Below are 22,924 nucleotides of genomic sequence, written 5' to 3' on the forward strand. Positions count from 1 at the left end.
CCGGATCCTTTGCAACTGCAAGTCGGCGGCCCTGTGCCGTCGCCGACGGGGAAACTCATGGACGTTCAGATTGCATTGATGCTCGCCCAGGACGGCCTGACCAACGGGGCGATCTACGCGCTCCTGGCCCTGGCCCTGGTGCTGGTGTTCGCGGTGACGCGGGTGATCTTCATCCCCCAGGGCGAGTTCGTGGCCTACGGCGCCCTTACCCTGGCGATGATGCAGGCCGGCACGGTGCCGGCCACCGTCTGGCTCCTGGCCGGCATGGGCGCCACCGCGGCGCTCATCGACGGCGGCCTCGCCCTGCGGGCCGGGCAGCCGCGCCGGCTGGTGGGCGTGCTGGGCTGGAACCTCGGCTATCCGCTCGGCCTCGCCGCCCTGCTCGCCGCGCTGCCGGTGAAGGACATGCCGCTCGCCGCCCAGGTGCTGCTGGCCCTGGCGGTGGTGGTGCCGATGGGCCCGCTGATGTACCGGCTGGTTTTCCAGCCCATCGCCGCGGCGCCGATCCTGATCCTGCTCATCGTGTCGGTGGCGGTGCATGTGGCGATGGTCGGCCTCGGCCTGCTGTTCTTCGGCGCCGAAGGCCAGCGCACCCCGGCCTTCAGCGACGCCAACCTGGAGCTCGGCCCGCTGATGGTCTCCGGCCAGACGATCTGGGTGGTGATGTCGTCGGTGGTGCTGATCGTCGCGCTCTACCAGTTCTTCGAGCGCACGCTGTACGGCAAGGCGCTGCGGGCCACCGCGATCAACCGGGCTGGCGCGCGGCTGATGGGCATCTCGCCGTCACTGGCGGGCAAGCTCACCTTCTTCCTGGCGGCGCTGATCGGCGCGCTCTCGGGCGTGCTGATCGCACCGATCACCACCATCTACTACGACACGGGCTTTCTCATCGGCCTCAAGGGCTTTGTCGCCGCCATCATCGGCGGGCTGGCGAGCTACCCGCTGGCCGCCGTGGGCGCGGTACTTGTGGGCCTGCTGGAATCCTTCTCATCCTTCTGGGCCAGCGCCTTCAAGGAAGTCATCGTGTTCACCCTGATCATCCCCGTGCTGCTGTGGCGCTCCCTCACCAGCCGCCACGTGGAGGAGGAAGAATGAGAACCGACCGTCTCGTGCAGGGCCTGTTCGTCGCCCTGCTGCTCGTCCTGCCGGCCGTGCTCGCGCCGTTCTATGTGACGCTGCTCAACTACATCGGGCTGTACGCGCTGGTGGCGCTGGGACTGGTGCTGCTCACCGGCGTGGGCGGGCTGACCAGCTTCGGCCAGGCCGCCTTCGTGGGGCTAGGCGCCTACACCACGGCGGTGCTCAGCACCACGCCGGAACTGCCGGGCTGGATCGCCTGGGCCGGCGCCTCGCCGTGGCTCACCCTGCTGGTGGGGCTGGTGTTCACCGCCACGGTGGCGGTGGTGGTCGGCTCGCTGACCCTCAAGCTGTCGGGCCACTTCCTGCCGCTGGGCACCATCGCCTGGGGGATCAGCCTGTACTTTCTGTTCGGCACGCTGGAGAGCCTGGGCGGCCACACAGGCATCACCGGCATCTCGCCGATCACCCTGTTCGGCGTGGTGCTGGATGCCGGCGAGAAGATCTACTACCTGATCTGGGCCTTCGTGATGGTGGCGGTGTTCACCACCCAGAACCTGCTCGATTCCCGCGAGGGCCGGGCGATCCGGGCGCTGAAGGGCGGCATGGTGATGGCCGAGGCGATGGGCGTGGATACCTCCCGCTCGCGGATGATCATCTTCGTGATCGCCGCGCTGCACGCCTGTGCGTCGGGCTGGCTGTACGCCCACATGCAGCGCTTCGTGAATCCCACGCCTTTCGGGCTGCACATCGGCATCGAGTATCTCTTCATGGCGGTGATCGGCGGCGCCGGCCACGTGTGGGGCGCGCTGGTGGGCGCCGGGCTCATCACCGTGCTCAAGCAGTGGCTGCAGGACATCCTGCCCCGGCTGCTGGGTTCCGCCGGCAACTTCGAGGCCATCGTCTTCGGGGTCATGATGGTGCTGGTGCTCCAGCGCGCCCGTGAAGGCCTGTGGCCGGTGCTGAAGAAGCTGGTGCCGGTGAAGGCGCCGCAGAAGACCATCGACCCCGCCGCCGACACCCTGCCCCGCCGCGACCTACCGACGGCCGGCGAGGTGATCCTCGAAGCCCGCAACGTGACCCGCAAGTTCGGCGGCCTCGTGGCCAACAACGACATGAACCTCACGGTGAAAGCCGGCGAGATCCTGGCGCTGATCGGCCCCAACGGCGCCGGCAAGAGCACCATGTTCAACCAACTCTCGGGCGTGGATACGCCGACATCGGGCGAGGTGCTGTTCCGCGGCAAGTCGGTGGCCGGCCACAGCTCGCGGGAGATCGCCGCGCTGGGCATGAGCCGGACCTTCCAGCACGTGCGCCTGCTGCCGACCATGACCGTGCTCGAGAACGTCGCCATCGGCGCCCACCTGCGGGGCGGCAAGGGCGTGTTCCACGCCGCCTGGCGTCAGGATCGCGCCGAGGAAGCCCGCCTGCTGAAGGAAGCCGCCCGCCAGATCGAGCGCGTCGGCCTTGGCAGCCACATGTACGAAGAAGCCGGCAGCCTCGCCCTGGGCCAGCAGCGCATCCTGGAGATCGCCCGCGCCCTGTGCTCCGACCCGTGCCTGCTGCTGCTCGACGAACCCGCCGCCGGCCTGCGCCTGAAGGAGAAGGAAGCCCTCGGCGACCTGCTTCGCAAGCTGCGCGCCGAAGGCATGGCGATCCTGATCGTCGAGCACGACATGGACTTCGTGATGGGCCTGGTGGATCGCGTGGTGGTGATGGAGTTCGGCCAGAAGATCGCCGAAGGCCTGCCCGACGAAGTCCAGCGCGACCCGGCCGTGCTCGAAGCCTATCTGGGAGGAGTATGAGATGACCCCCACGCTCACTCTGTTCGTGGAGGCTTGGCTTTGCACAGCCAAGCCGTTCGGAAGGCACAGCGCGCTGCGCTGCGAAACCCCTTCCTCACCCCCCAAAGGGGGCGCAGGCCTCCCTTGGGGCGGCCCGGCAGGAGGCCTGTGATGACCAACCAAGCCAAGAACCCCGTACTCCAGATCGACCGCCTGTGCGTCTCCTACGGCAAGGTCGAGGCGCTTACCAACGCCAGCCTCACCGTGGGCGAAGGGCAGATCGTCACGGTGATCGGCCCCAACGGCGCCGGCAAGACCACCATGCTGTCGGCCATCATGGGCGTGCTCGGCTCGAAGGGCACGGTGCATTTCGACGGCAGCATCGAGGCCGTGCCGGAAGTCGAGCGCCTCGTCGCCCGGGGCATGAACCTCGTGCCCGAGAAGCGCGAGCTGTTCGGCGAGATGAGCGTCGAGGACAACCTCGTCCTCGGCGCCTTCCAGCGCTACCGCATGGGCCACCGCGACCACCCGAAGACGCTGGACGAGATCTACGACCTCTTCCCGCGTCTCAAGGAGCGCCGCAGCCAGCTGGCCGGCACGCTCTCTGGCGGCGAGCGCCAGATGCTCGCCGTGGGCCGCGCGCTGATGGCCAAGCCCAAGCTGCTGATGCTCGACGAACCGAGCCTCGGCCTCGCCCCGCTCATCGTGCGCGAGATCTTCCGCATCGTCACCGAGTTGCGCCGGCGCGGCGTGTCGATTCTGCTCGTCGAACAGAACGCCCGCGCCGCCCTGCAGGTGGCCGATTACGCCTACGTGCTCGAAACCGGCCAGATCGCCATGCACGGCCCGGCCACCCAGCTTGCCGACGACCCGCGGGTCATCGAGGCCTACCTGGGCCTGGGCGGCAAGCACCAGGCCATGCTGTCCACCTGAAACCCACCAAGGAAACCACGTGATGGAAGCGATGCGCATCATCATGGACGAGCACCAGTCGCTCGCCGCGATCATCCACGCCATCCGGCTGATGATCCACGAGATCGGCGCCGGCAAGCTGCAGCCCGACTTCAAGCTCTTCGCCGCAATGGTGAGATACCTCGACGCCTACCCCGAGAAGCGCCACCACCCCAAGGAAGACGCCTTCCTCTTCGCGCCCCTCAAGGCCCGCACCACCGAAGGCGACGCGGCGCTGGCGCGGCTGGAGGCCGAGCACGCCCAGGCCGAGGCCCGCATCGCCACCCTGCAGGCCGCCCTCACCCGCTACACCGACGGCGCGCCCGACGGCTTTGCCCGCTTCTCGGCAGCCTTCGACGCCTACGCCGACTTCTACCGCAACCACATGCTGCTGGAAGAGCGCGAGATCCTGCCGCTGGTGAAGAAGCACTTCACCGCCGACGACTGGGCCGCCGCCGACGCCGGCTTCGCCGCCACGCCCGATCCGATGGGCGGCACCCGCAGCACCGGCTCGGACGACGACTTCCGACGCATCTTCTCGAAGCTCGTCGCCGCGGCGCCCGCGCCCATCGGCCTGGGCGCCGGGCCCTACCGGGACGACTGAACCGGCGGCCATCGCCGGTTCCTGAACGTCATCGCCCTCATGTATCCTTCCGCACCGGTTTTTTTGCGCCGTGCCCGGCCGGTGCGCAGACAGTTTTCCCTTGCCCAGCCATGAGCGCCACCAAAAAAAGCAGCCGCTTCCTGCCCGACAACGCGAGCTTCAGCTACGAGGAATTTCCCTTCTACTGGCTCGCCCGCGTCCACGCGATCTACTCGCTGGAAATGGAGAAAGTCCTCAAGAAGCTCGGCACCGACATCCCCACCCGGCGCGTGCTGCTGATGCTGCGCCTGCACGGCACCGTGAGCGTCTCGGAGCTCGCCACCCACGCCATCATCAAGCTGTCGACGCTCACCCGCATCGTCCAGCGCATGCGCGAGGAAGGCCTCGTCGAGACCCGCACCAACGCCGACGACGCCCGCATCACCGACGTGCTCGTCACCCCGAAGGGCGAGGCGCTCACCGACCGCATCCAGGAAGCCACCAAGAAGATCTACGTGAAGGGTTACACCAACCTCACCGACACCCAGCTCGCCAAGCTCACCCAGACCCTGCAGGTGATGTTCCACAACTTCAGCGACGGCTGAGCGGTACCTGCAACACCCGGGCGACATGCCGCAGCGCAGCTGGCGGCCCGGTTTTCCGCCTCTTCCCTGCCTCCTCCCCGGCACTGCCGCGGCACCAGCCCGGCAGGCCGCGCATCCCAAGCCTCCCCGCCTACAACTCGCCGACCGGGCTACCCACGGCCATCACGGCCGCCGCAATCGCTGAAACGCTTTTCAGCAGCGGATTTTCCAGTTAAAAGACCGGCCTCTGGCACGCCGCCGTCGAAATCCGCCGGCAATGCCCGGAAAAATTGCCGCGCAGGCGAACCCACCCCGGCGATTCGCGTCGAACAGTCTCAACCTGCCCACAACGTCACACAAACGCCCGCTTCCGATGCCTCACAACGTCTCCCTGATCGCCCTCATCGCCGCCGGTCTCGGCCTTGCCATGCTGCTCGGCCTCATCGCCTCCCGCCTGCGGGTGCCGCCGCTGGTCGGCTATCTGCTCGCCGGCGTGATGATCGGGCCGGGCACCCCCGGCTTCGTGGCCGACGTGGCCCTGGCCGGCCAGCTGGCCGAAATCGGGGTGATGCTGCTGATGTTCGGCGTCGGCCTGCACTTCTCGCTGGATGATCTGCTGGCGGTGCGCAAGATCGCCGCGCCCGGCGCCGTGGTGCAGATCGCGGCAGCCACTGTGCTGGGCGGGGCGGCGGCGGTGAGCTGGGGCTGGCCGGTGGGCGAGGCGGTGGTGTTCGGCCTCGCGCTGTCGGTGGCGAGCACGGTGGTGCTGCTGCGGGCGCTGGAATCCAAGGGCATCCTCGACTCCACCAACGGGCGCATCGCGGTGGGCTGGCTGGTGGTGGAAGACCTGGCGATGGTGCTGGTGCTGGTGCTGCTGCCGGCCCTCGCGCCGCTGCTGGGTGGCAACGACGCAGCCCCGGCGGCCGACGCCTCCACCCTGGCCCTCACGGTGGGGATCACCTTCGCCAAGGTGGCGGCCTTCATCGCCACCATGCTGGTGGTGGGGCGCCGGGCGTTTCCGCGCCTGCTGTGGCTGGTGGCCAGGACCGGCTCCCGGGAGCTGTTCACCCTCTGCGTGGTGGCCGCGGCGGTGGGCGTGGCCTACGCGTCGGCGCTGCTCTTTGACGTGTCCTTTGCCCTCGGCGCCTTCTTTGCCGGGATGATGATGCGCGAGTCGGAGTTCAGCCACCGGGCGGCCGAGGATTCGCTGCCGCTGCGCGATGCGTTCTCGGTGCTGTTCTTCGTGTCGGTGGGGATGCTGTTCGACCCGGCCGTGCTGATGGAATCGCCCCTCAAGGTGCTGGTGGTGGTGGCGATCATCCTGATCGGCAAGACCCTGGCCGCGGTGGCGCTGGTGCTGGCCTTCCGCTACCCCCTCAACACGGCCCTCACGGTGGGCGCGAGCCTTGCGCAGATCGGTGAGTTCTCGTTCATCCTGGCCGGGCTCGGGCAGGCCCTGGGGCTGATGAGCGCCGAGGGGCAGAACCTGATCCTCGCCGGGGCCATCATCACCATCGCCCTCAATGCCGCGCTGTTTGCGGCCATCGAGCCCGCCCAGGTGTGGGCGCGGGCACATTCGGCGTGGGCGCGTCGGCTCGACCTGCGGGACGACCCGCTGGCCGCCCTGCCCATGACCACCGACCGCAAGCTGCTCTCGGGGCAGGTGGTGGTGGTGGGTTTCGGACGCATCGGCAAGCACATCGCGTCGGTGCTGGAAGAGCGCCACATCCACTACATCATCGCCGACAGCAACCGCGAGGTGGTCGAGGCGGTGCGCCGCTCCGGCAAGCCGGCGGTGAGCGGCGACGCCTCCGACCCCATCGTGCTGGTCCAGGCCCACATCACCAAGGCGGCGATGCTGGTGGTCACCATCCCCGACCCCATCGCCAGCCGCCAGATGGTGGATATCGCCCGCAAGCTCAACCCGCACATCGAAACCGTGCTCCGCGCCGACACCGAAGACGGCGCCGAGCTGCTGCGGCGCGACAAGATGGGCGAAGTCTTCGTGGGCGAACAGGAACTCGCCCGCGGCATGGCCCGCTACATCTCCGGCCGGCTGGCGGTGCGCGAGGGCTGACGCCCCCGACGCCCCCCGCCCTGTAGGTCGGACTTCAGTCCGACAAACCCTGCCTGCTCGACCCACGCTGTCGGACTGAAGTCCGACCTACAGGGAGTGCGGTGATCGGCAAGCCCGGCCGCCACCCCGCCTTTCAATACGGACTGCCGTCCTTGTGCAGGAAGCGCCAGCCGCCCTCGCCCATCACGGCCTGCAGGTCTTCGTCCGGGTAGCTCGCGCTGTCGCCCGGCGTGCGGTCGCCCACTTCCAGATACACCGCTTCATCCGTGCCGTCGTTGCGCAGCTGGTGTGCGTCGCCCGTGCCGGCTTTGAAGCCGGCGCACATGCCCGGCGCCAGCCGCGTCTCGCCGGCATCAGTGACCAGCGTCGGGTTGCCTTCCAGCACCAGGATGAACTCGTCCTGCCGGGTGTGCGAGTGGCGCAGGGCCGACACCGCCCCCGGCGCCAGACGGGTGAGATTGACCCCGAAGTTGGTCAGCCCGAACAAATCGCCCAGCGGATGCTTCACCCGCCCCGCCATGCGGGACGCAAAGGGCTCGGGGTAGATAGACGGGCGGACGCGCGGCGGGGCCTCGGCGGCGATGATAGCGACGGGATGCGTGGGTTCGGTCATGGGATCACCTGTTGCGAAATGAGTGAGCGCCCGAGTGTCCGGGTACAGGCGGGCAGGTCAAGGCCCCGGGGCGAACGGGGCGCCAACGGCGGCCGGCCTCAACACACCATACGCTCCGCCCCCCAACCCGGCCGATCGTCCAAGAATCCATCGGTCGCAGCTTTGCGAGCATTCGGCCCTGCCTGCGAGTCTCTCGCGAGAGACTCAGGCGCCATGCTGCGACGGGCGCGAGGACAGCCTTCGGGATTGGCTGGGCGCACGAGAGATCAGGAGACAGGCGATGGCAAAGGACTTGCCACCGACACGGGTCCGCCGATGGATTCGGACCCGTCTTGGCTGCTTGCGTCGCTCGCTTCCCTCCGGGAATTCAGTTTAGTGCAGCGTAGTAACCCGACATCCGCACACCAGATTAATGCGCCATCACGCCCAGCTCTGGCAACTACCAACTCACTCCTACGCAAGATCGATCGAGCAGCGTCGGGTTGCGCTGCGCTAAACCGGCCTACCTCAACTGTTTGACTTACCTCACCGTTCCATGGCACCAGCTCGACAAATGTCCAAAAAAGACATTGACGCGTCCATCCGAGACTGTACAATGTCCATCAATAACATCACAGGAGGCAACAATGAAGATTTACGCGGTCTGGAATAACAAGGGTGGAACTGGGAAAACGAGTCTCACATTCCAGGTTGTCTGTCGGTATGCACAAAAACACCCTAATGCACGAATTCTTGTCATCGACATGTGCCCTCAAGCGAACCTGTCGGAGTTGATGCTCGGCGGACTATCCAATTGCGGGTCTAAACGGCTCCTCGAACGGCAAGGACTAACCCCCAGATGCAGTATCGGTGGGTACTTTGATTCGCGACTGCCCGCTCCTTTCTCACCACCTACAATTGATGCTACCAGTTACATTACGAAGCCCAGCGCATACAACCCCGCGCTGCCCAAGAGGATAGATCTTGTCTGCGGCGATCCCTTGTTGGAGCTGCAAGCGATCGCAATGAATACCTTGGCGAACGCCGATCTGCCTGGCGTTAATGCTTGGCTTGGAGTAATCGACTGGCTTCGTGACTTCGTTGATTCAGTAAAAAGCGAATACGACTTCGTGTTTATCGACACAAATCCGAGCTTCTCGATGTACACGCAAATTGCTCTATCAACGGCAAGCGATGTAGTACTACCAGTAATGGCAGACGACTCATCCCGACGAGCTATCCAAAACGCTTTTTCGTTGATGTACGGAGTAAAACTGCCATCCGAGGTCTACTCGAAATACACCTTTGCCACTAAACTGAATCACGCGAAGCGTAAATTGCCAAAGATTCATCTAATTCTGAAGAACCGCCTCACTCAGTACATGGGCTCGGCATCTGCGTACGCAGCCGTCCTTTCGGGAATTGATAGCGATCTTCAGGCACTTATTAAGTCTTATCCGGAGCATTTCACCTTCTCGAAGCCTGAGGACGGAATCGTCGAAATTCGAGACTTCGGAACTACCGGCGTTGTTGCGTTCGCACGCGGCTGCCCGTTCTCCGTAATGCAGACGGGCAAGTTACAAATAAGTGGGCACAGGGTTCAGGTAAAGCCTGAGTACCGCGATCAAGCCGTAGATGCGATCGACCACATCGTTTCAAAACTCTGAGTCAAACCCAAAAAAATTTGGCTGAAGTTGTAGTAGGTCAGATAGTGATGGATCCATCTCACTCTCAGGCCTTCTCCATCGAGCACTGTTTCCCAATAGCCGGCCGCGAGGCCGGCTTTCCTTTTCTGCCTGCTACAGCTTTCTTCCCTGAAACACAACAGTTCGGCGGGCCAATATCCTCACGCCCCCATCCTCACCTCCGGCAACTCTTCCAACGCCGGACACGCCGCCAGCCGTGCCGCTGGCACGTCCTCCAGCAGCACCTCCGCCACCCGGCTGTCGATGCGGCCGTCGTCGGCCATGCGGCGGATGAAGTTGCTCACTTCGGTGTCGCCGAGGCCCTGCCGGTAGGGGCGCTCCTGGACCATGGCCTGGAAGATGTCAGCGACGCGCAGGATGGCGGCTTCGAAGGGCATCTCGGCGGCGGTGAGGTGGAAGGGATAGCCGCTGCCGTCGGGCTCTTCGTGGTGGTAGGCGGCCCAGCGGGTGATCTCGTCGAAGCCGCGGATGCCGTGGAGGATCTGGAAGGTTTCGTAGCTGTGGGTGTTGATGATCTTGCGCTCGGCGGCGTCGAGGCGGCCGGGTTTGTCGAGGATCTCGTCGGGGATGCGCAGCTTGCCCAGGTCGTGGAGCATGCCGGCGATCTCTAGCTTGTCGCAGTTGTCGGGCGATACGCCGAGGCGCTCGGCTAGGTGGCGGGCGAGGCGGGCGACGCCCAGGGAGTGCTCGGCGGTGAAGGGGCTCTTGGCGTCGACGATGCGGGCGAAGATGCCCGCCAGATGCTTGAGCTCGTCGGTGTTGGCGGGGTAGTCGCGGGCGGTGGCGAGGGATTCGACCATCCGGGCCTGGATCGAGCGGGGTTCGAGGTCGAGCCAGAAGGCTTCGGTGTGGGAGGCGTCGAGGAAGAGCTCGACCAGCTCGGGCGAAAAGAAGGTGCCGGCGTGCTCGGCGATGCGGGCGCGGATATCGTCGGTGAAGAGCAGCAGCGAGTTGTCGGCGTAGTGGCTGGCGGCGAGCGCATCGACGCGATCGACCAGGTAGATGAGATTGGCGGCGCGCAGGGTGTCGGGATCGACGTCGCTGGTGGGCAGCGCGTCCCAGCGGGTGTGGTGGTAGCGCACCGGCTCGGCCATGGCTTCGAGGGGGCCGAAGCCCTTGAGCAGCGCGTGGCCGACCTCGCAGTGCCCCTGGCAGCCATCCCAGTCGAACGTCTCGACCAGATGGCAGTGGGTGCGGGTGGAGGAGACGCCGATGTCGTGGAGCATTCCCAGATCGAGCAGGAAGGCGGTTTCGGTTTCTGGCAGGCCGGCCACCCGCCCGCATTCGGCGGCCATGATGCCCACCCGCTTGCCGTGGGCAACGTCATCCACGCCCACCAGGTCGAGGGCGTCGGAAAGCGCATAGATGACGTGGCGCAGATCGGCGAACAGGGTCATGGGGGCGCTTCACGGGGTGACAGGGATGTGTGCTTTAACGTCGGACAGACGCCAGACTGAAGTCGTTTATCCAGACGACGCTCAAGCGCACATCACGCGGACTCGCCCCATCTGGCGCAGCAAGGCCAAGCGTGAACAAAAAAGGGCACCCGGATCGAGTGCCCCTGCCCAGCGCGGGAAGACGGATTTCAGCGCAGCGTGGCGAGGTAGGCCCGCCCCGTTCGTCAGTCGCCGCCGCGGGATGCCCCGTTCCAGAATCGCTCCATCGCGATGTAGGCGTAGGACGCCGACCAGCCGATGAGCAGCAGGCCATTGAGCGCCTCGGCGCCCGCCAGCAGGCGCATGTCGCCGCTGGGCACCACGTCGCCGTAGCCAAGCGATGTGAAGGTCTCGGCCGAGAAATACAGGGCCACGTCGAAACCGAAGCGCGCCGGATCGCCCAGCGTGCCAAGCCCGCCGACGCGCACCAGCACCACGATCGCCAGCGCGTAAAGGCCGATCTCCGCCACGTGGGCGAGGAAGGCGGCGATGATCACCACCACCAGCTTGGCCCGCGGCCGGATGCCCAACGCCGGCAGACCCGCGGAGAGCCAGCGCAGCACCTCGTAGTGCAGCACCGTGGTGAGCACCAGCAGGACGAGGCAGATGAGGGCGACGACGAGCATGGCGGGCGGCCGGGTTCAGCCGACCGACGACATCCGCGCTTCGAGCCGCGGGGTGTCGAGCAGGCGACGCAGGCGCTTGCCCAGCGGGCGCTCGACGCCCACGTGGATCGCCCAGGCCAGCACCGCTACCGCCGCGACCACCAGCGCCATCGCCAGCGGCACGCTGCCAAGGGCCATGCGCAGCTGCTCGAAGAGCATCGCGCCGAAGAACTGGTGGATCACATACACCGGATAGGTGAGCGCGCCGGCGTAGAAGGTGATCGCCGAGGCGCGCATCGTGAAGCGCCCGGTGGCGATCATCCAGAACACGCCGAAGATTGCCGTCACCACCGCGCCCACCACCACCGGACGCAGCGCCACGGCCTCGGGGCCGGTGCCCTGGGAGGCGGCGTCGCCCAGCGCGTAGATCAGCGCCAGCACGAAGGACGCGGCCAGCAGCGCGTAGCGCCCGAGGGTCTCGCCCTGGGTGCGGATCAGGTAGAACACCCCGCCCGCCACGAAGAACGGCGCCCACTTGGCGTTGAGCCAGAACTGCACCGGCCACATGGGCTTGACCGCGTTGATGGCGCTGATCGCCAGCCAGCACACCAGCAGCCACGGCAGGCGATTCATCAGCCCCAGGCGCAGGGCCACCCATACGAAGATGTAGAAATGCAGCTCGTAGCCCAGCGACCAGTAGGCCCCATCCACGTAGGGCGCGTCGAACCAGTGGGCGAGCATGGTGAGGTTGATGAGCCAGTCGCGCATCGACACCATGAACTGCCCCTCGCCCAGCAGCCAGGCGGTGCCGGCGGTGAGCGTGGCGCCCACCCACAGGGTTGGGTAGAGCCGCGCCACGCGGGACGCGACGAAGGCCCGGGGTGTGGCGTCGTGGGCCGACATGAGGATCACGAAGCCGCTGATCACGAAGAACAGATGCACCCCCAGGTAGCCGTAGCGGGCCATGAGCTCGATGGCCGGGTAATCCACGCCCTGCATCCACCCGGCCCGGGGCGCCCGCGAGAAATAGTGGAACACCAGCACCGCCAGACAGGCGATGCCGCGCAGGAAATCGATTTCGTTGAAGCGGAGGGATTGCGACGACTTCATGGGGTGGGACGGTGGGGCAACAGGGTCTGGTTCTGAGGCGGGGTTTGGGTGGCCGCGGCGATCAGCGCGGCCAGCTCGGCATAGCCGGCGGGGTTGAGATGCACGCCGTCGGCGCTGGCAACGCGGGCGTCCAGGGCACCGCCGGCATCGGCGAGGCTTTCGGTGCTCACGAAGCGGCATCCGGGCCGCGCGGCGCAGACGCCAAACAGCAGGCGGTTCGCTTCGCGGGTGGAGTTTACGGCATTGCCGCCCGAACGCACGGTAGGAATACCCAATAGCACTACGACAGTCCGTTGCGGGATGTAACCGAGAATCCGCCCGACCGACTCCGCCACCGCCTCCGGCGCCCGCCCCTGGGCCAGATCGTTGCGCCCGGTGAGCAGCACCACCTGCCGCACCCGGAGCGGCGCGGTGTAGTCGGCCACCCGCTCGGCCAGATGGGCGGCCGTCTCGCCGCCGATGGAGAAGTTCACCGACCCCGGCAGCAGTGAGGTGGGAAAGCCGTGGAGATGGCTGTCCCCCAGGAGCAGCGTGGCGTCGCTGCCGATCAGCGCATCGCCGCGCCGGTAAAGGGTGTGCAGGGTGTCTTCGAGCCGGGTCTGGCCCGGGGCCGGGGTGCCCAGCCGCCAGGCCACCCGATCCGCCAGCGAGAAATAACGGGCCGGATCGGCGGCGAGGAAGCCCGCCGCCAGCACCGCGCCTGCCAGAATCGCGGCCAGCCTCATGCCGCGCCCCGAAGCTCAGTCGGCGCCATGGCCGATGATCGCCTTGGTCTCGAGGTATTCCTCGATGCCCCAGGCGCCCCATTCCCGCCCGAGGCCCGACTGCTTGTAGCCGCCGAAGGGCGCGGTGGTATCCACCGGCGCGCCGTTGAGATGCACGTTGCCGGTGCGCAGGCGCCGGGCCACACGGCGGGCGCGGGCGAGATCCGACGACGACACGTAGCCCGACAGCCCATAGGGCGTGTCGTTGGCGATGCGCACCGCGTCGTCTTCGTCCTGGTAGGCGATGATCGACAGCACCGGGCCGAAGATCTCCTCCCGGGCGATGGTCATCGCCGGCGTGACGCGGCTGAAGATCGTCGGCCGCACGAAATAACCTCGGGCGATGCCTTCCGGCCGCCCCGGCCCGCCGGCAATGAGCTTCGCGCCCTCGGCGATGCCGCTCTCGATCATCTGCTGCACCCGGGCGAACTGGGCGCCGTTGGCCACCGGGCCGAGGGTGGTCGTGTCGTCCTGCGGATCACCCACCACCAGCTTGCCGAGGGTCGCCGCGGCGATGGCCTCGACTTCCTCCAACCGATCGGCCGGCACCAGCAGGCGCGAGGGGGCGTTGCAGTTCTGGCCGCTGTTGAGCATCAGGGTCAGCACGCCCTGCTTCACCGCGCGGGGGAAATCCGCGTCGTCCAGCAGGATGTTGGCGGACTTGCCGCCGAGTTCCAGCGCCACCTTCTTCACGGTATCGGCGGCGGTCTTCATCACCAGCTTGCCGGCGCGGGTGGAGCCGGTGAAAGACACCATGTCCACGTCCGGATGGGCCGTGAGCGGCGCGCCCACGCCTTCCCCGTCGCCCTGCACCAGGTTGAACACGCCCGGCGGCAGGCCCGCGTCGTCGAGGATCTCGGCCAGCACCACGGCAGACAGGGGCGCCAGCTCGCTGGGTTTGAGCACCATGGTGCAGCCCGCCGCCAGCGCCGGGGCGATCTTGCAGGCCATCTGGTTGGCCGGCCAGTTCCAGGGGGTGATGAGGGCGCACACGCCGGCGGCTTCCTTCACGATCAGCGTGGTGCCCTGCAGGCGCTCGAACTCCATGTCCTTCAGCGCCGCCGCCACCGCCCGGAAGTGCCCGAGGCCCGACGCCGCCTGGGCGCCGCTGGCCAGCATCTTGAAGGGCGCGCCCATCTCGGCGCTGATGGCCTTCGCCATGTCGTCGAAACGCTTCTTGTAGGCCACGCCGATGCGCGCGATGAGATCCAGCCGCTCCTCGCGGGTGGTGGCCGAGAAGGCCGGGAAAGCCGCCTTCGCCGCCGCCACCGCGCGATCCACGTCGGCCGCCGCGCCCATGGCGATCACGCCCACCGGCGCTTCGGTGGCCGGGTTGATGACCTCGCGCCGGGCGGCGGAGGAAGGTTCGACCCACTGGCCGCCAATGTAAAACTGCTGCTGATGCATGCTGTCCCCTGCTGTTGTTCTTTCGAGGGGCATAACTTAGCCGGGACTGGCCGGCATGGGAAGGGCGGGAGCTCCGCAGAGGCAGGTCGGTTGGCGTAGCAGACGTAGGTCGGGATAGCGCAGCGTATCCCGACAGCCCGGCGGATCGTCGAGCGCGATCGGACGAGGCAACCGGCATTGACGTCGGGTTGCGCTGCGCTAACCCGATCTACGCGAGCCGCGATCGTTCATGCAGCCCCCGTATTCCTTCAACACCCTCGTGAACATGCTCTACAGGGCGTGCGATATCGAATACACGAGGGTGTAGATCGAATACACCCCGTGAACATTGATCTACGCTCAGGTGTAGATCATCAACGCGCCCCTGTTGATGATCTACAGGGGCTGATATTCGTTCTACACCCGTGCGTTGATGACCAACACCCCGTGTATATCGATCAACCGCGCAGGGTTTCGGCGTGGCGCGGGGCGCGGTAGAAGGCGAGGATGCGGCGGACGTATTCCTGGGTTTCGGCAAACGGGGGCACGCCCTTGTAGCGCATCACGTTGCCTTCGCCGGCGTTGTAGGCGGCGGCGGCAAGGGCCACGTCGCCCTTGAACTGGGACAGCAGCACGCGCAGGTAGGCGAGGCCGCCGCGGACGTTCTGCTCCGGGTCGAGGGCGTCGCGCACGCCGAAGCGTTCGGCGGTGTCGGGGATGAGTTGCATCAGGCCCAGGGCGTTCTTGGGCGAGCGGGCGGCGGCGTCGAAGTTGGATTCGGTGCGCACGATGGCCAGCGCGAGGCGCGGGTCCACCTTGAAGCGCGGGGCGAGCTTCTGGATCAGCTGGGCGTGGCGGCGCTTGTCGGCGGGCAGCGCCTTCACGAAGCGATCGACCACTTCCTGGGGCACCACTTCGTCGGCGGCGACGGCGGCCATCATCACCGCTGGCGACGCGCCGGTGACGAGGCAGTCGGGCAGGCGTTCGGCGCCGGGCAGCGGCACCACCAGGCTGCGGGCCTTCTCGTGGCCGCGCTGGGCGGCGATGGAGAGCAGCGTGGCGGCGATCTGGTTGTCGCGGGCGACGCCCTGCCCCATCAGGTAGAGCCGGCCGAGGCGGTACTGGCCCTCGACGCTGCCGTCGCGGGCGGCGGCGCAGTAGTGGGCGGCGGCCACGCCGGGCTGGCGCAGGCTCTCGGCCTTGAAGCCGCTCTCCAGCAGCCGGGCGAGGGCCGGCGGCTCGTCGCTCCACTCGGGGGCCTCGTCCTGCACGGCCGCCGACGCGCCAAAGGCGGCGAGGCTGAACAAGGCAGACAAGGCGAAGCGGGCAAGGCGGGCAGCGGACATCGGCAGGCGGTGAGTTGAAACGGTGCGCGCATGATGCCGCCGGCAATGCTGCACCGCCGTGACCAACTTGGGCATGCCGCCCGGAAAGCCGCGTTAATGACCGGCGATTGCGATGAAATTCACAAATCCGGCGGTTTCAGCGCTGCCCGAGGGGCTGCCAGCGGTAGTCGGCCAGGGCGTCCACCGCTTCGGCCGGCGACTGGTCGGCGCGCAGGCTGAAGGCGTCGAAGCCGCAGGCGTGCAGAAAGTAGAGCTGATCCCGCAGCACGTCGCCCACCGCGCGGAGCTCGCCCCGGTAGCCGTGGCGCTGGCGCAGCAGGCGGGCCAGGGAATAGCCGCGGCCGTCGGTGAATACCGGAAAGTGGATGGCGACGAGCGCGAGGCGATCCAGATGCGGCAGCAGCGCGTCCGGGGTTTCGTCCGGCGCGAGCCACACCGCCGGGTGATCGGGGCGGGCGAGCCAGTCGGCGAGGGGGAGGATCGCCCGCGCCGGGTTGGCGGGGGCGCTGGTGACGAGCGTCCAGTCGTCGGCGACGAGCAGGCCGTGCTTAATGACGTGGGGCATGGCTGTCTCCATAAACCGCCTGACGGAAGGGGTCGAGGCCGAGGCGCTCCACCGCGTCGATGAAGGGCTCGCCCTCCAGCCGACGGGCGACGTAGGTTTCGAGCAGGCGGGCGATCACGTCGGGCACCTGGTCGGCGGCGAAGCTGGGGCCGATCACCTTGCCCAGCGCGGCCTGTGTGCCTTCGCGTCCGCCGATGGTGATCTGGAACCACTCCTGGTTGTTCTTATCGACGCCGAGGATGCCGATGTGGCCGATGTGGTGGTGGCCGCAGGCATTGACGCAGCCGGACAGGTTGAGCTCCAGCGGGCCGAGGTCGAAGAGATAGTCGAGGTCGTCGAAGCGCTGCTGGATGGCCGCAGCGACGGGCAGCGAGCGGGCGTTGGCGAGGGAGCAGAAATCGCCGCCGGGGCAGCACACCAGATCGGGCAGCAGGCCGATGGTGGGCGTGGCGAGGCCCAGGGCACGGGCGGCGGCCCACACCGCCGGCAGGTCGCCCCGGGCCACGTGGGGCAGCACGAGGTTCTGCTCGTGGCTCACGCGGATCTCGCCGTGGCTGTAGCGCTCGGCCAGATCAGCGATGCCGTCCATCTGGTCGGCGGTGGCGTCGCCCGGCGCCTGCCCGGGGGCCTTGAGCGACAGGGTGACGATGGCGCGGCCGGGCTGGCGGTGGGCAGCGACGTTGCGGGCCAGCCAGCGGGTGTAGGCGACGGGCTGGTCGGGCATCTCGGCGGGCGGCTCGGGCGCATCGGCCGGGCCGGCGAAGAAGGCTTCCATCCGCGCAAAGTGGGCGGCGTCGATGGTGTTGGGGCCGCCGCGGCTCCACGCCCATTCGTCCTCCACCTCGGCGGCAAAGCCGTCGAGGGTCAGGTCTTTCACCAGAATCTTGATGCGCGCCTTGTACTTGTTGTCGCGCCGGCCGTGGCGGTTATACACGCGCAGGATGGCCTCGAAGTAGTTGAGGAGCTCCGCCTGGGGCAGGAAGGCCTTGAGGCTGTGGCCGACCATCGGCGTGCGCCCGAGGCCGCCGCCGACGAAGACTTCGAAGCCCCGCTGGCCATCGTCGCCGATGCGCGCGGCGGCGCCGATGTCGTGGAAGCGCAGCGCGGCGCGGTCTTCGGCGCCACCGGCGAAGGCGATCTTGAACTTGCGCGGGAGAAACTGGAACTCCGGCGCCAGCGCGGACCACTGGCGGACGATCTCGCAGGCCGGGCGCGGGTCGAACAGCTCGTCGGCCGCCACGCCGGCGAAGGGGTCGGTGGTGATGTTGCGGATGCAGTTGCCGGAGGTCTGGATGGCGTGCATCTGCACGGTGGCGAGCCCGGCGAGGATCTCCGGCGCGTCCTCCAGCCGCACCCAGTTGAACTGGATGTTGCTGCGGGTGGTGAAGTGGCCGTAGCCCCGGTCGTGGTGGCGGGCAATGTGGGCGAGCTGGCGCAGCTGCCGCGCCGCCAGCGTGCCGTAGGGGATCGCGACCCGCAGCATGGGCGCGTGGCGCTGGATGTAGAGGCCGTTCTGGAGGCGCAGCGGGCGGAACTCGTCCTCGCCCAGCCGGCCGTCGAGGAAGCGCTGCATCTGGTCGCGGAAGCGGGCGACGCGGTCATCCACCAGCCGCTGGTCGGTGTGGTCGTATTGGTACATGGGGTGCTGTCAGGGAAGGACGAAGGTGCTCTTTTCGACGACGCGGGTGGCGGCGTCCTGTTCGGCGGCGATCTCGAAGGCGATCGGGCGTACGGTCGCTCCACCCTCGCCCGCCGGCACGGCCACCGTGAGCTGCACCGTGCGGATGCCGCCGGGCACGCCGGCAAAGCGCGCCGGGCCGACGATCTCGGCGCCGTCAATGCCGCTCACCGCGACGCGGAAATCCCGCGGGGCTTCGGCGAGGTTCATGATCTTGAGGGTGTAGGCGTTCTCGATGCGGCCATCGGCGGCTTCCCGCGCCAGGCTGCCCCGGTCGCGCAGCACGTCGACTAGCAGCAGCGAGCGGTCGGCCAGCGTCCACGCGCCCAGCCCGACGAACACCGCCAGCAGCCCGCCATACACCGCCAGCCGCGGCCGGGCGGACGCCGGCTTGCCGGCCAGTTCAAGCTCGGAGGCGAAGCGGATCAACCCGGCGGGTTTGCCGATGCGCCCCATCACCGTGTCGCAGGCGTCGGCGCACAGGCCGCAGTTGATGCACTGGTATTGCAGGCCGTCGCGGATGTCGATGCCGGTGGGACACACCTGCACGCAGATGCCGCAATCCACGCAGTCGCCGGCGCCGGCGCCGCCCTTTGCCCGGCGCGGTTCGCCGCGGGGGGTGTCGTAGGCGACCGTGCGGGTCGTCGGGTCGAACATCACGCCCTGGAAGCGCGAGTACGGGCACATGTGCTGGCACACCGCCTCGCGGGCGAAGCCGGCCTGCAGGTACATGAAGAGCCCGTAGAAGACGACCCAGAAGCCTTCCCACGGCCCCAGCTGCCAGCCGGCCACGGCGGGGAGGAGCTCGCGGATCGGCGTGAAGTAGCCGACGAAGGTGATCCCCGACCACGCCGCCAGCGCCAGCCACAGCCCGTGCTTGGTGGCTCGCAGGGCGAACTTGCGGACGCCCCAGGGGGCAGCCTCGAGGCGCAGGCGGGCCAGGTGGTCGCCTTCAACCTTCTCCTCGATCCACATGAAGATCGAGGTGTAAACCGTTTGCGGGCACGCGAAGCCGCAGAACAGCCGGCCCGCCACCGCGGTGACGAGGAACAGCCCGGTGGCGGCGAGGATCAGCACGATCGCCAAGAGCAGCGCGTCCTGGGGCCACAGCACGAGGCCGAAGAGGTAGAACTTCTCGTGAGCGATGTCGAACAGCAGCGCCTGCCGCGTGGCGCCGCCATCGTCGGTCCAGCCCAGCCAGCAGGCGCCGTAGAACACCAGCTGGGTGAGCCACACCATGGCCCAGCGCAGGCTGTTGAAACGTCCGCGGGTGGAGCGGGCGTGGATCTTTCCCTTGTTGCGGTACAGCGTCACCCGCGCTGTCTGGGCCTTGCCGTGCATTGTGTGCCTCCGGGCGGGGCGAATCCCCGATGGGCGAAGTAGACCACCCGGGGCCGGATAGGCACAGATTCAGAAAATCAGAAAAACAATAGGCACAGATGCGCTACAGCTGGGCCGCCACCAGCTTGCCGAGGGTTTCCACCGCCGGCAGCTGGCGCGCCGGATCGGGGTGGCCAAAGTTGAGGCGGATGCAGTGGCCGAACTCCCGCGTGGCCGAGAAGATCGGCCCGGGCGCGAGGCTGATCCCCGCCGCCAGCGCGGCCTGGTGCAGGCGCAGGGCATCCACCTGCGGCGGCAGCTCCAGCCAAAGGAAGTAGCCGCCGTCCGGCCGGGCGAGGCGCGTGCCGTCGGGGAAGTGCGCCTCCACCGCCGCCACCAGCGCCGCCTCCTGGGCCGCGAGGCGCTGGCGCAGGCCGCGCAGGTGTTTGTCGAAGCCGCCCTGCTTGAGGTAATCCGCCAGCGCGATCTGCACCGGCACGGTGGTGGCGATGCTGGTCGCGAGCTTCTGGCGCTGGACGGCGTCGGCGTAGCGCCCGGCCGCCACCCAGCCGATCCGGTAACCCGGCGCGAGGCACTTCGAGAAGGACGACACGTGCATCACGATGCCAGCCGGGTCCACGGCCTTCGAGCACTGCGGCGCGGTGTCGCCGAAGTACAGCTCGGCGTACACGTCGTCCTCGATCAGCGGCACCTGGTGGCGGGTGAGGAGCTGCACCAGCTCGCGCCGCCGCGCATCGGGCATCCGCGCCCCGGTGGGGTTGGCGAAGTTGAGCATGAACAGGCAGGCGCTCACCCGGTGGTGACGCAGCAACTCGGCCAGCGCCTCGATGCTGACGCCTTCCCGCGGGTGCGACGGGATCTCCGCCACCCGCAGCCCGCGCCGCTCGGCCGCCTGGAGGCCGGCGTAGAAGGTGGGCGATTCGACCGCGATCAGGTCGCCCGGGCGCGTCACCGCCTGCAGGCACAGGTTGAGGCCTTCCATCGCGCCGGAGGTGATGACGATCTCCCGCGGCGACACCTGGGCGCCGTGGCCGAGATAGCGCAGCGCGAGCTGGCGGCGCAGTTCCTCGTTGCCCGGCGGCAGGTCGGTGATGGTAGCGCGCGGGTCCAGGTGCCGTGCCGCGTGGGCGAGGCAGCGGCCCAGCCGGTCGAGGGGAAACAACTCGGGCGCCGGAAAGCTCGAACCCAGCGGCACCACCGCCGGGTCCTTCACGCTGTCGAGGATCTGGAAGATGAAGTCGCTCACCTGCAGCTCGGTGAAATCCGGCTGCGGGCGGCTCATCGCCGGCTCGGGCAGGCGCTGGGCCCGCCGCACACGCACGAAGTAGCCGGAGCGCGGCCGCGCCTCGACGAGCCCGCGGCTCTCCAGCAGCGCATAGGCCTGGGTGACGGTGATCGGGCTCACGTCGTGGATGCGGCAGGCCTGGCGCACCGAGGGCAGGCGCTCGCCCGGGCGCAGCACGCCGCTCTCGATCAGTTGCCCGGTCTGCTCGGCGAGGGTCTGGTAGCGGATCATGGGCGGATGGTAGCCGAGCCCGGCGTCGATCTGCCCCGGCCGTGAACGAAAAAAAGCCGGGCGGACCCGGCTTTCTTCTGGCTGCGCGGTGCGGCGATTACTGCACGCGCACTTCCACGCGACGCGCTTCGGCGGCCTCGCCACCACCCAGGGTGATGGCCGGCTTGCGCAGGTTCACCTTGTCGGCGGGGATGCCGGCGGCGATCAGAACGTCCTTGACGGCCAGGGCGCGGGCCTTGGCGACTTCGGCGTTGACGGCGGCACCACCGGTTTCGTCGTGGTAGCCGGAGATCAGCACCAGCTTGGCGGGTTCTTCCTGCAGCTTGGCGACGACCTTGGCGACTTCCTCGGCGGCGTTGGCGGGCAGATCGGCCTTGCCGGAATCGAAGTACAGCTTGATCAGGGGCTCGCCCACTTCGGCGATCTCGGGGGCCTCGACGGCGGCCACGGCAGCCGGTGCGGCTTCACGGGTCTGGCCGGTGACGTAGGAGGCAAGACCGATCACCAAGCCGATGACCAGCGCAATGACGCCAAAGAGGATGCCGAGCACGAGGTTCTGGTTGTCGTCGTCTTCCTGCATGAAAAGTCCTTTCCAAATGATGGTTTAAATCAAACCTTGCAAGTATATAGGCTTATCGGTGCCCGCCTCACCTGCAGCATGCGGAAAAAGTTAAATAGGGTGTCATGCAGAGGGCGCCTAGTGCGTCATCTAAGTGCCTTGCTACCGCTCACGAGCATCGCCGCTGTACCGACGACTAACACCAGGGCGACGCCGCCGACGATCAGCGCGCCGTCGGCTGCCACGGTGACCGGCGTCGCCAGAAGCTTGGCGGCAAACATTTCCGGCGGCGTGACCTCCAGGACGTACACCTCGTAGGGATGCGCGAAAGCGATGTCGTCAGGCACATGCACACCCGCCGCACTGTAGCGACGGCCTTCCAGATCAAAGCGTTTGTACAGCGTCGTTCGGGAGGATTCCGACTCCCTGAAGCCCGCCTGAAGCAGGAACGCCCGCTGCGCGTCGTCGAGTCTGGCGATCCTGGCCGACAGATAGAGCGTCCCTTTGACCTTGTCCCGGTCGGCAGAGAATGAATGGTCGAGGTCCGCCTCCAGCACCGCCCGCCTTTCCCAGGTCAGAACCTTCAGGAGCGGAGCGGACGACGGAAAGAAATAGTGGTACTTGTCGCCCAGCACGACCAACTCGCTGCCATCGCCGGTGACCGTGAAGCTCCGGATGGTGTCCTTGGAGTATTTGTCCCGCATCCAGTACGAGGTGACGCAGCCCAGTTGGGCAAAACACAACAGCAGCGCGATCAGGCGCTGGACGACGACAGGCATGAAGATATCCAGAACAGTTGTATTGATTTTATCTGAATATAATTTCAGCGATATTGAAAGTCAATCGGCATTCAGCTTGCTGGCCACCAAAGCAGAAGGCCCGCATCGCTGCGGGCCTTCCGGGCAAACACGGTCAGACGGTCATCATGCCTTCACGAAAGTGATCTTCCGGTCGGTGCAATCCACCTTGATGGTGTCCTTGGCGGCGAACTGCCCTTCGAGGATGCGCTTGGCGAGCGGGTTCTCGATGTGCTCCTGGATCGCCCGCTTGAGCGGCCGGGCGCCGAACACCGGGTCGAAGCCGGCGCTGGCGAGTTCCATCAGCGCCGCGTCGCTCACGTCCAGGTGCATGTCGAGCCGCGCCAGGCGCTTCTCGAGATAGGCCAGCTGGATGCGGGCGATGGATGCGATGTGCTTCTCGTCGAGCGCATGGAAGACCACCACCTCGTCGATCCGGTTGATGAACTCCGGCCGGAAGTAGGTCT

Annotated in this window: 20 protein-coding genes and 1 pseudogene; 7 read left to right on the top strand and 14 right to left on the bottom strand. The window is 67.4% G+C overall.

The annotated features are described in order from the left end of the window. Positions 1-57: 57 nt before the first annotated feature. From Q0672_RS22765 to Q0672_RS22790, 6 genes are all read left to right on the top strand, one after another. Positions 58-1,095 (top strand): branched-chain amino acid ABC transporter permease, encoded by a 1,038-nt coding sequence (locus tag Q0672_RS22765; RefSeq protein WP_298626386.1) that lies wholly within the window; start codon positions 58-60, stop codon positions 1,093-1,095. Next, complete coding sequence (locus Q0672_RS22770; RefSeq protein ID WP_298626389.1) at positions 1,092-2,882, top strand: branched-chain amino acid ABC transporter ATP-binding protein/permease; 1,791 nt, start codon at positions 1,092-1,094, stop codon at positions 2,880-2,882. Before Q0672_RS22765 ends, Q0672_RS22770 begins: the two co-directional genes overlap by 4 nt. 150 nt (positions 2,883-3,032) lie before the next feature. After that, positions 3,033-3,794: an ABC transporter ATP-binding protein gene (locus Q0672_RS22775; protein ID WP_298626392.1), complete on the top strand. Its 762-nt coding sequence runs from the start codon at positions 3,033-3,035 to the stop codon at positions 3,792-3,794. 22 nt (positions 3,795-3,816) lie between these two features. Continuing rightward, positions 3,817-4,416: a hemerythrin domain-containing protein gene (locus Q0672_RS22780; RefSeq protein WP_298626395.1), complete on the top strand. Its 600-nt coding sequence runs from the start codon at positions 3,817-3,819 to the stop codon at positions 4,414-4,416. A 110-nt stretch (positions 4,417-4,526) separates the two neighbouring features. Next, positions 4,527-5,000 (top strand): MarR family winged helix-turn-helix transcriptional regulator, encoded by a 474-nt coding sequence (locus tag Q0672_RS22785; RefSeq protein ID WP_298626398.1) that lies wholly within the window; start codon positions 4,527-4,529, stop codon positions 4,998-5,000. A gap of 352 nt (positions 5,001-5,352) precedes the next feature. Then, positions 5,353-7,056 carry a cation:proton antiporter gene (locus tag Q0672_RS22790; RefSeq protein WP_298626401.1) on the top strand — a complete coding sequence of 568 codons (1,704 nt, stop codon included), beginning with the start codon at positions 5,353-5,355 and terminating at the stop codon, positions 7,054-7,056. A gap of 133 nt (positions 7,057-7,189) precedes the next feature. On the opposite strand, the gene Q0672_RS22795 is transcribed toward Q0672_RS22790, so the two are convergent. Then, positions 7,190-7,669 carry a cupin domain-containing protein gene (locus tag Q0672_RS22795; protein WP_298626404.1) on the bottom strand — a complete coding sequence of 160 codons (480 nt, stop codon included), beginning with the start codon at positions 7,667-7,669 and terminating at the stop codon, positions 7,190-7,192. 626 nt (positions 7,670-8,295) lie between these two features. On the opposite strand from Q0672_RS22795, the gene Q0672_RS22800 reads away from it, so the two are divergent. Then, positions 8,296-9,315 carry a ParA family protein gene (locus tag Q0672_RS22800; RefSeq protein ID WP_298626407.1) on the top strand — a complete coding sequence of 340 codons (1,020 nt, stop codon included), beginning with the start codon at positions 8,296-8,298 and terminating at the stop codon, positions 9,313-9,315. A 179-nt stretch (positions 9,316-9,494) separates the two neighbouring features. Here the strand turns inward: Q0672_RS22800 and Q0672_RS22805 are convergent, their stop codons facing one another. The 13 genes and pseudogenes from Q0672_RS22805 to Q0672_RS22865 form a co-directional block, all read right to left on the bottom strand. Continuing rightward, on the bottom strand, positions 9,495-10,751 hold the full coding sequence (locus tag Q0672_RS22805; RefSeq protein ID WP_298626412.1) for an HD domain-containing phosphohydrolase: 1,257 nt from the start codon (positions 10,749-10,751) through the stop codon (positions 9,495-9,497). Positions 10,752-10,975: 224 nt separating this feature from the next. Further along, complete coding sequence (locus Q0672_RS22810; RefSeq protein WP_298626415.1) at positions 10,976-11,416, bottom strand: potassium channel family protein; 441 nt, start codon at positions 11,414-11,416, stop codon at positions 10,976-10,978. A gap of 15 nt (positions 11,417-11,431) precedes the next feature. Further along, positions 11,432-12,505, bottom strand: coding sequence for an acyltransferase (locus Q0672_RS22815; RefSeq protein ID WP_298626418.1), 1,074 nt, complete (start codon positions 12,503-12,505; stop codon positions 11,432-11,434). Next, on the bottom strand, positions 12,502-13,230 hold the full coding sequence (locus tag Q0672_RS22820; protein WP_298626421.1) for a GDSL-type esterase/lipase family protein: 729 nt from the start codon (positions 13,228-13,230) through the stop codon (positions 12,502-12,504). Before Q0672_RS22820 ends, Q0672_RS22815 begins: the two co-directional genes overlap by 4 nt. A gap of 15 nt (positions 13,231-13,245) precedes the next feature. Then, a complete protein-coding gene (locus Q0672_RS22825; RefSeq protein WP_298626424.1) occupies positions 13,246-14,676 on the bottom strand; it encodes an aldehyde dehydrogenase family protein in 1,431 nt (476 codons plus the stop codon). A 437-nt stretch (positions 14,677-15,113) separates the two neighbouring features. Continuing rightward, complete coding sequence (locus tag Q0672_RS22830; RefSeq protein WP_298626427.1) at positions 15,114-16,001, bottom strand: transglycosylase SLT domain-containing protein; 888 nt, start codon at positions 15,999-16,001, stop codon at positions 15,114-15,116. Between the two features lie 136 nt (positions 16,002-16,137). After that, positions 16,138-16,566 carry a DUF934 domain-containing protein gene (locus tag Q0672_RS22835; protein ID WP_298626430.1) on the bottom strand — a complete coding sequence of 143 codons (429 nt, stop codon included), beginning with the start codon at positions 16,564-16,566 and terminating at the stop codon, positions 16,138-16,140. After that, positions 16,550-18,205 carry a nitrite/sulfite reductase gene (locus Q0672_RS22840; protein ID WP_298626433.1) on the bottom strand — a complete coding sequence of 552 codons (1,656 nt, stop codon included), beginning with the start codon at positions 18,203-18,205 and terminating at the stop codon, positions 16,550-16,552. Before Q0672_RS22840 ends, Q0672_RS22835 begins: the two co-directional genes overlap by 17 nt. 9 nt (positions 18,206-18,214) lie before the next feature. Next, a complete protein-coding gene (gene ccoG / locus Q0672_RS22845; protein ID WP_298626436.1) occupies positions 18,215-19,585 on the bottom strand; it encodes a cytochrome c oxidase accessory protein CcoG in 1,371 nt (456 codons plus the stop codon). A 103-nt stretch (positions 19,586-19,688) separates the two neighbouring features. Continuing rightward, the gene (locus Q0672_RS22850) at positions 19,689-21,101 is read right to left on the bottom strand and encodes a PLP-dependent aminotransferase family protein (protein WP_298626438.1); all 1,413 of its coding nucleotides are present in this window, start codon (positions 21,099-21,101) and stop codon (positions 19,689-19,691) included. Positions 21,102-21,198: 97 nt separating this feature from the next. Further along, positions 21,199-21,681, bottom strand: coding sequence for an OmpA family protein (locus Q0672_RS22855; protein WP_298626441.1), 483 nt, complete (start codon positions 21,679-21,681; stop codon positions 21,199-21,201). Between the two features lie 125 nt (positions 21,682-21,806). Further along, on the bottom strand, positions 21,807-22,439 hold the full coding sequence (locus tag Q0672_RS22860) for a hypothetical protein (RefSeq protein ID WP_153161317.1): 633 nt from the start codon (positions 22,437-22,439) through the stop codon (positions 21,807-21,809). Positions 22,440-22,583: 144 nt separating this feature from the next. Further along, positions 22,584-22,924, bottom strand: a pseudogene (locus tag Q0672_RS22865) (type VI secretion system ATPase TssH); the annotation flags it as partial.

The organism is uncultured Zoogloea sp. (assembly GCF_937894855.1).
In the GTDB taxonomy this organism is placed as follows: Bacteria; Pseudomonadota; Gammaproteobacteria; order Burkholderiales; family Rhodocyclaceae; genus Zoogloea; species Zoogloea oryzae.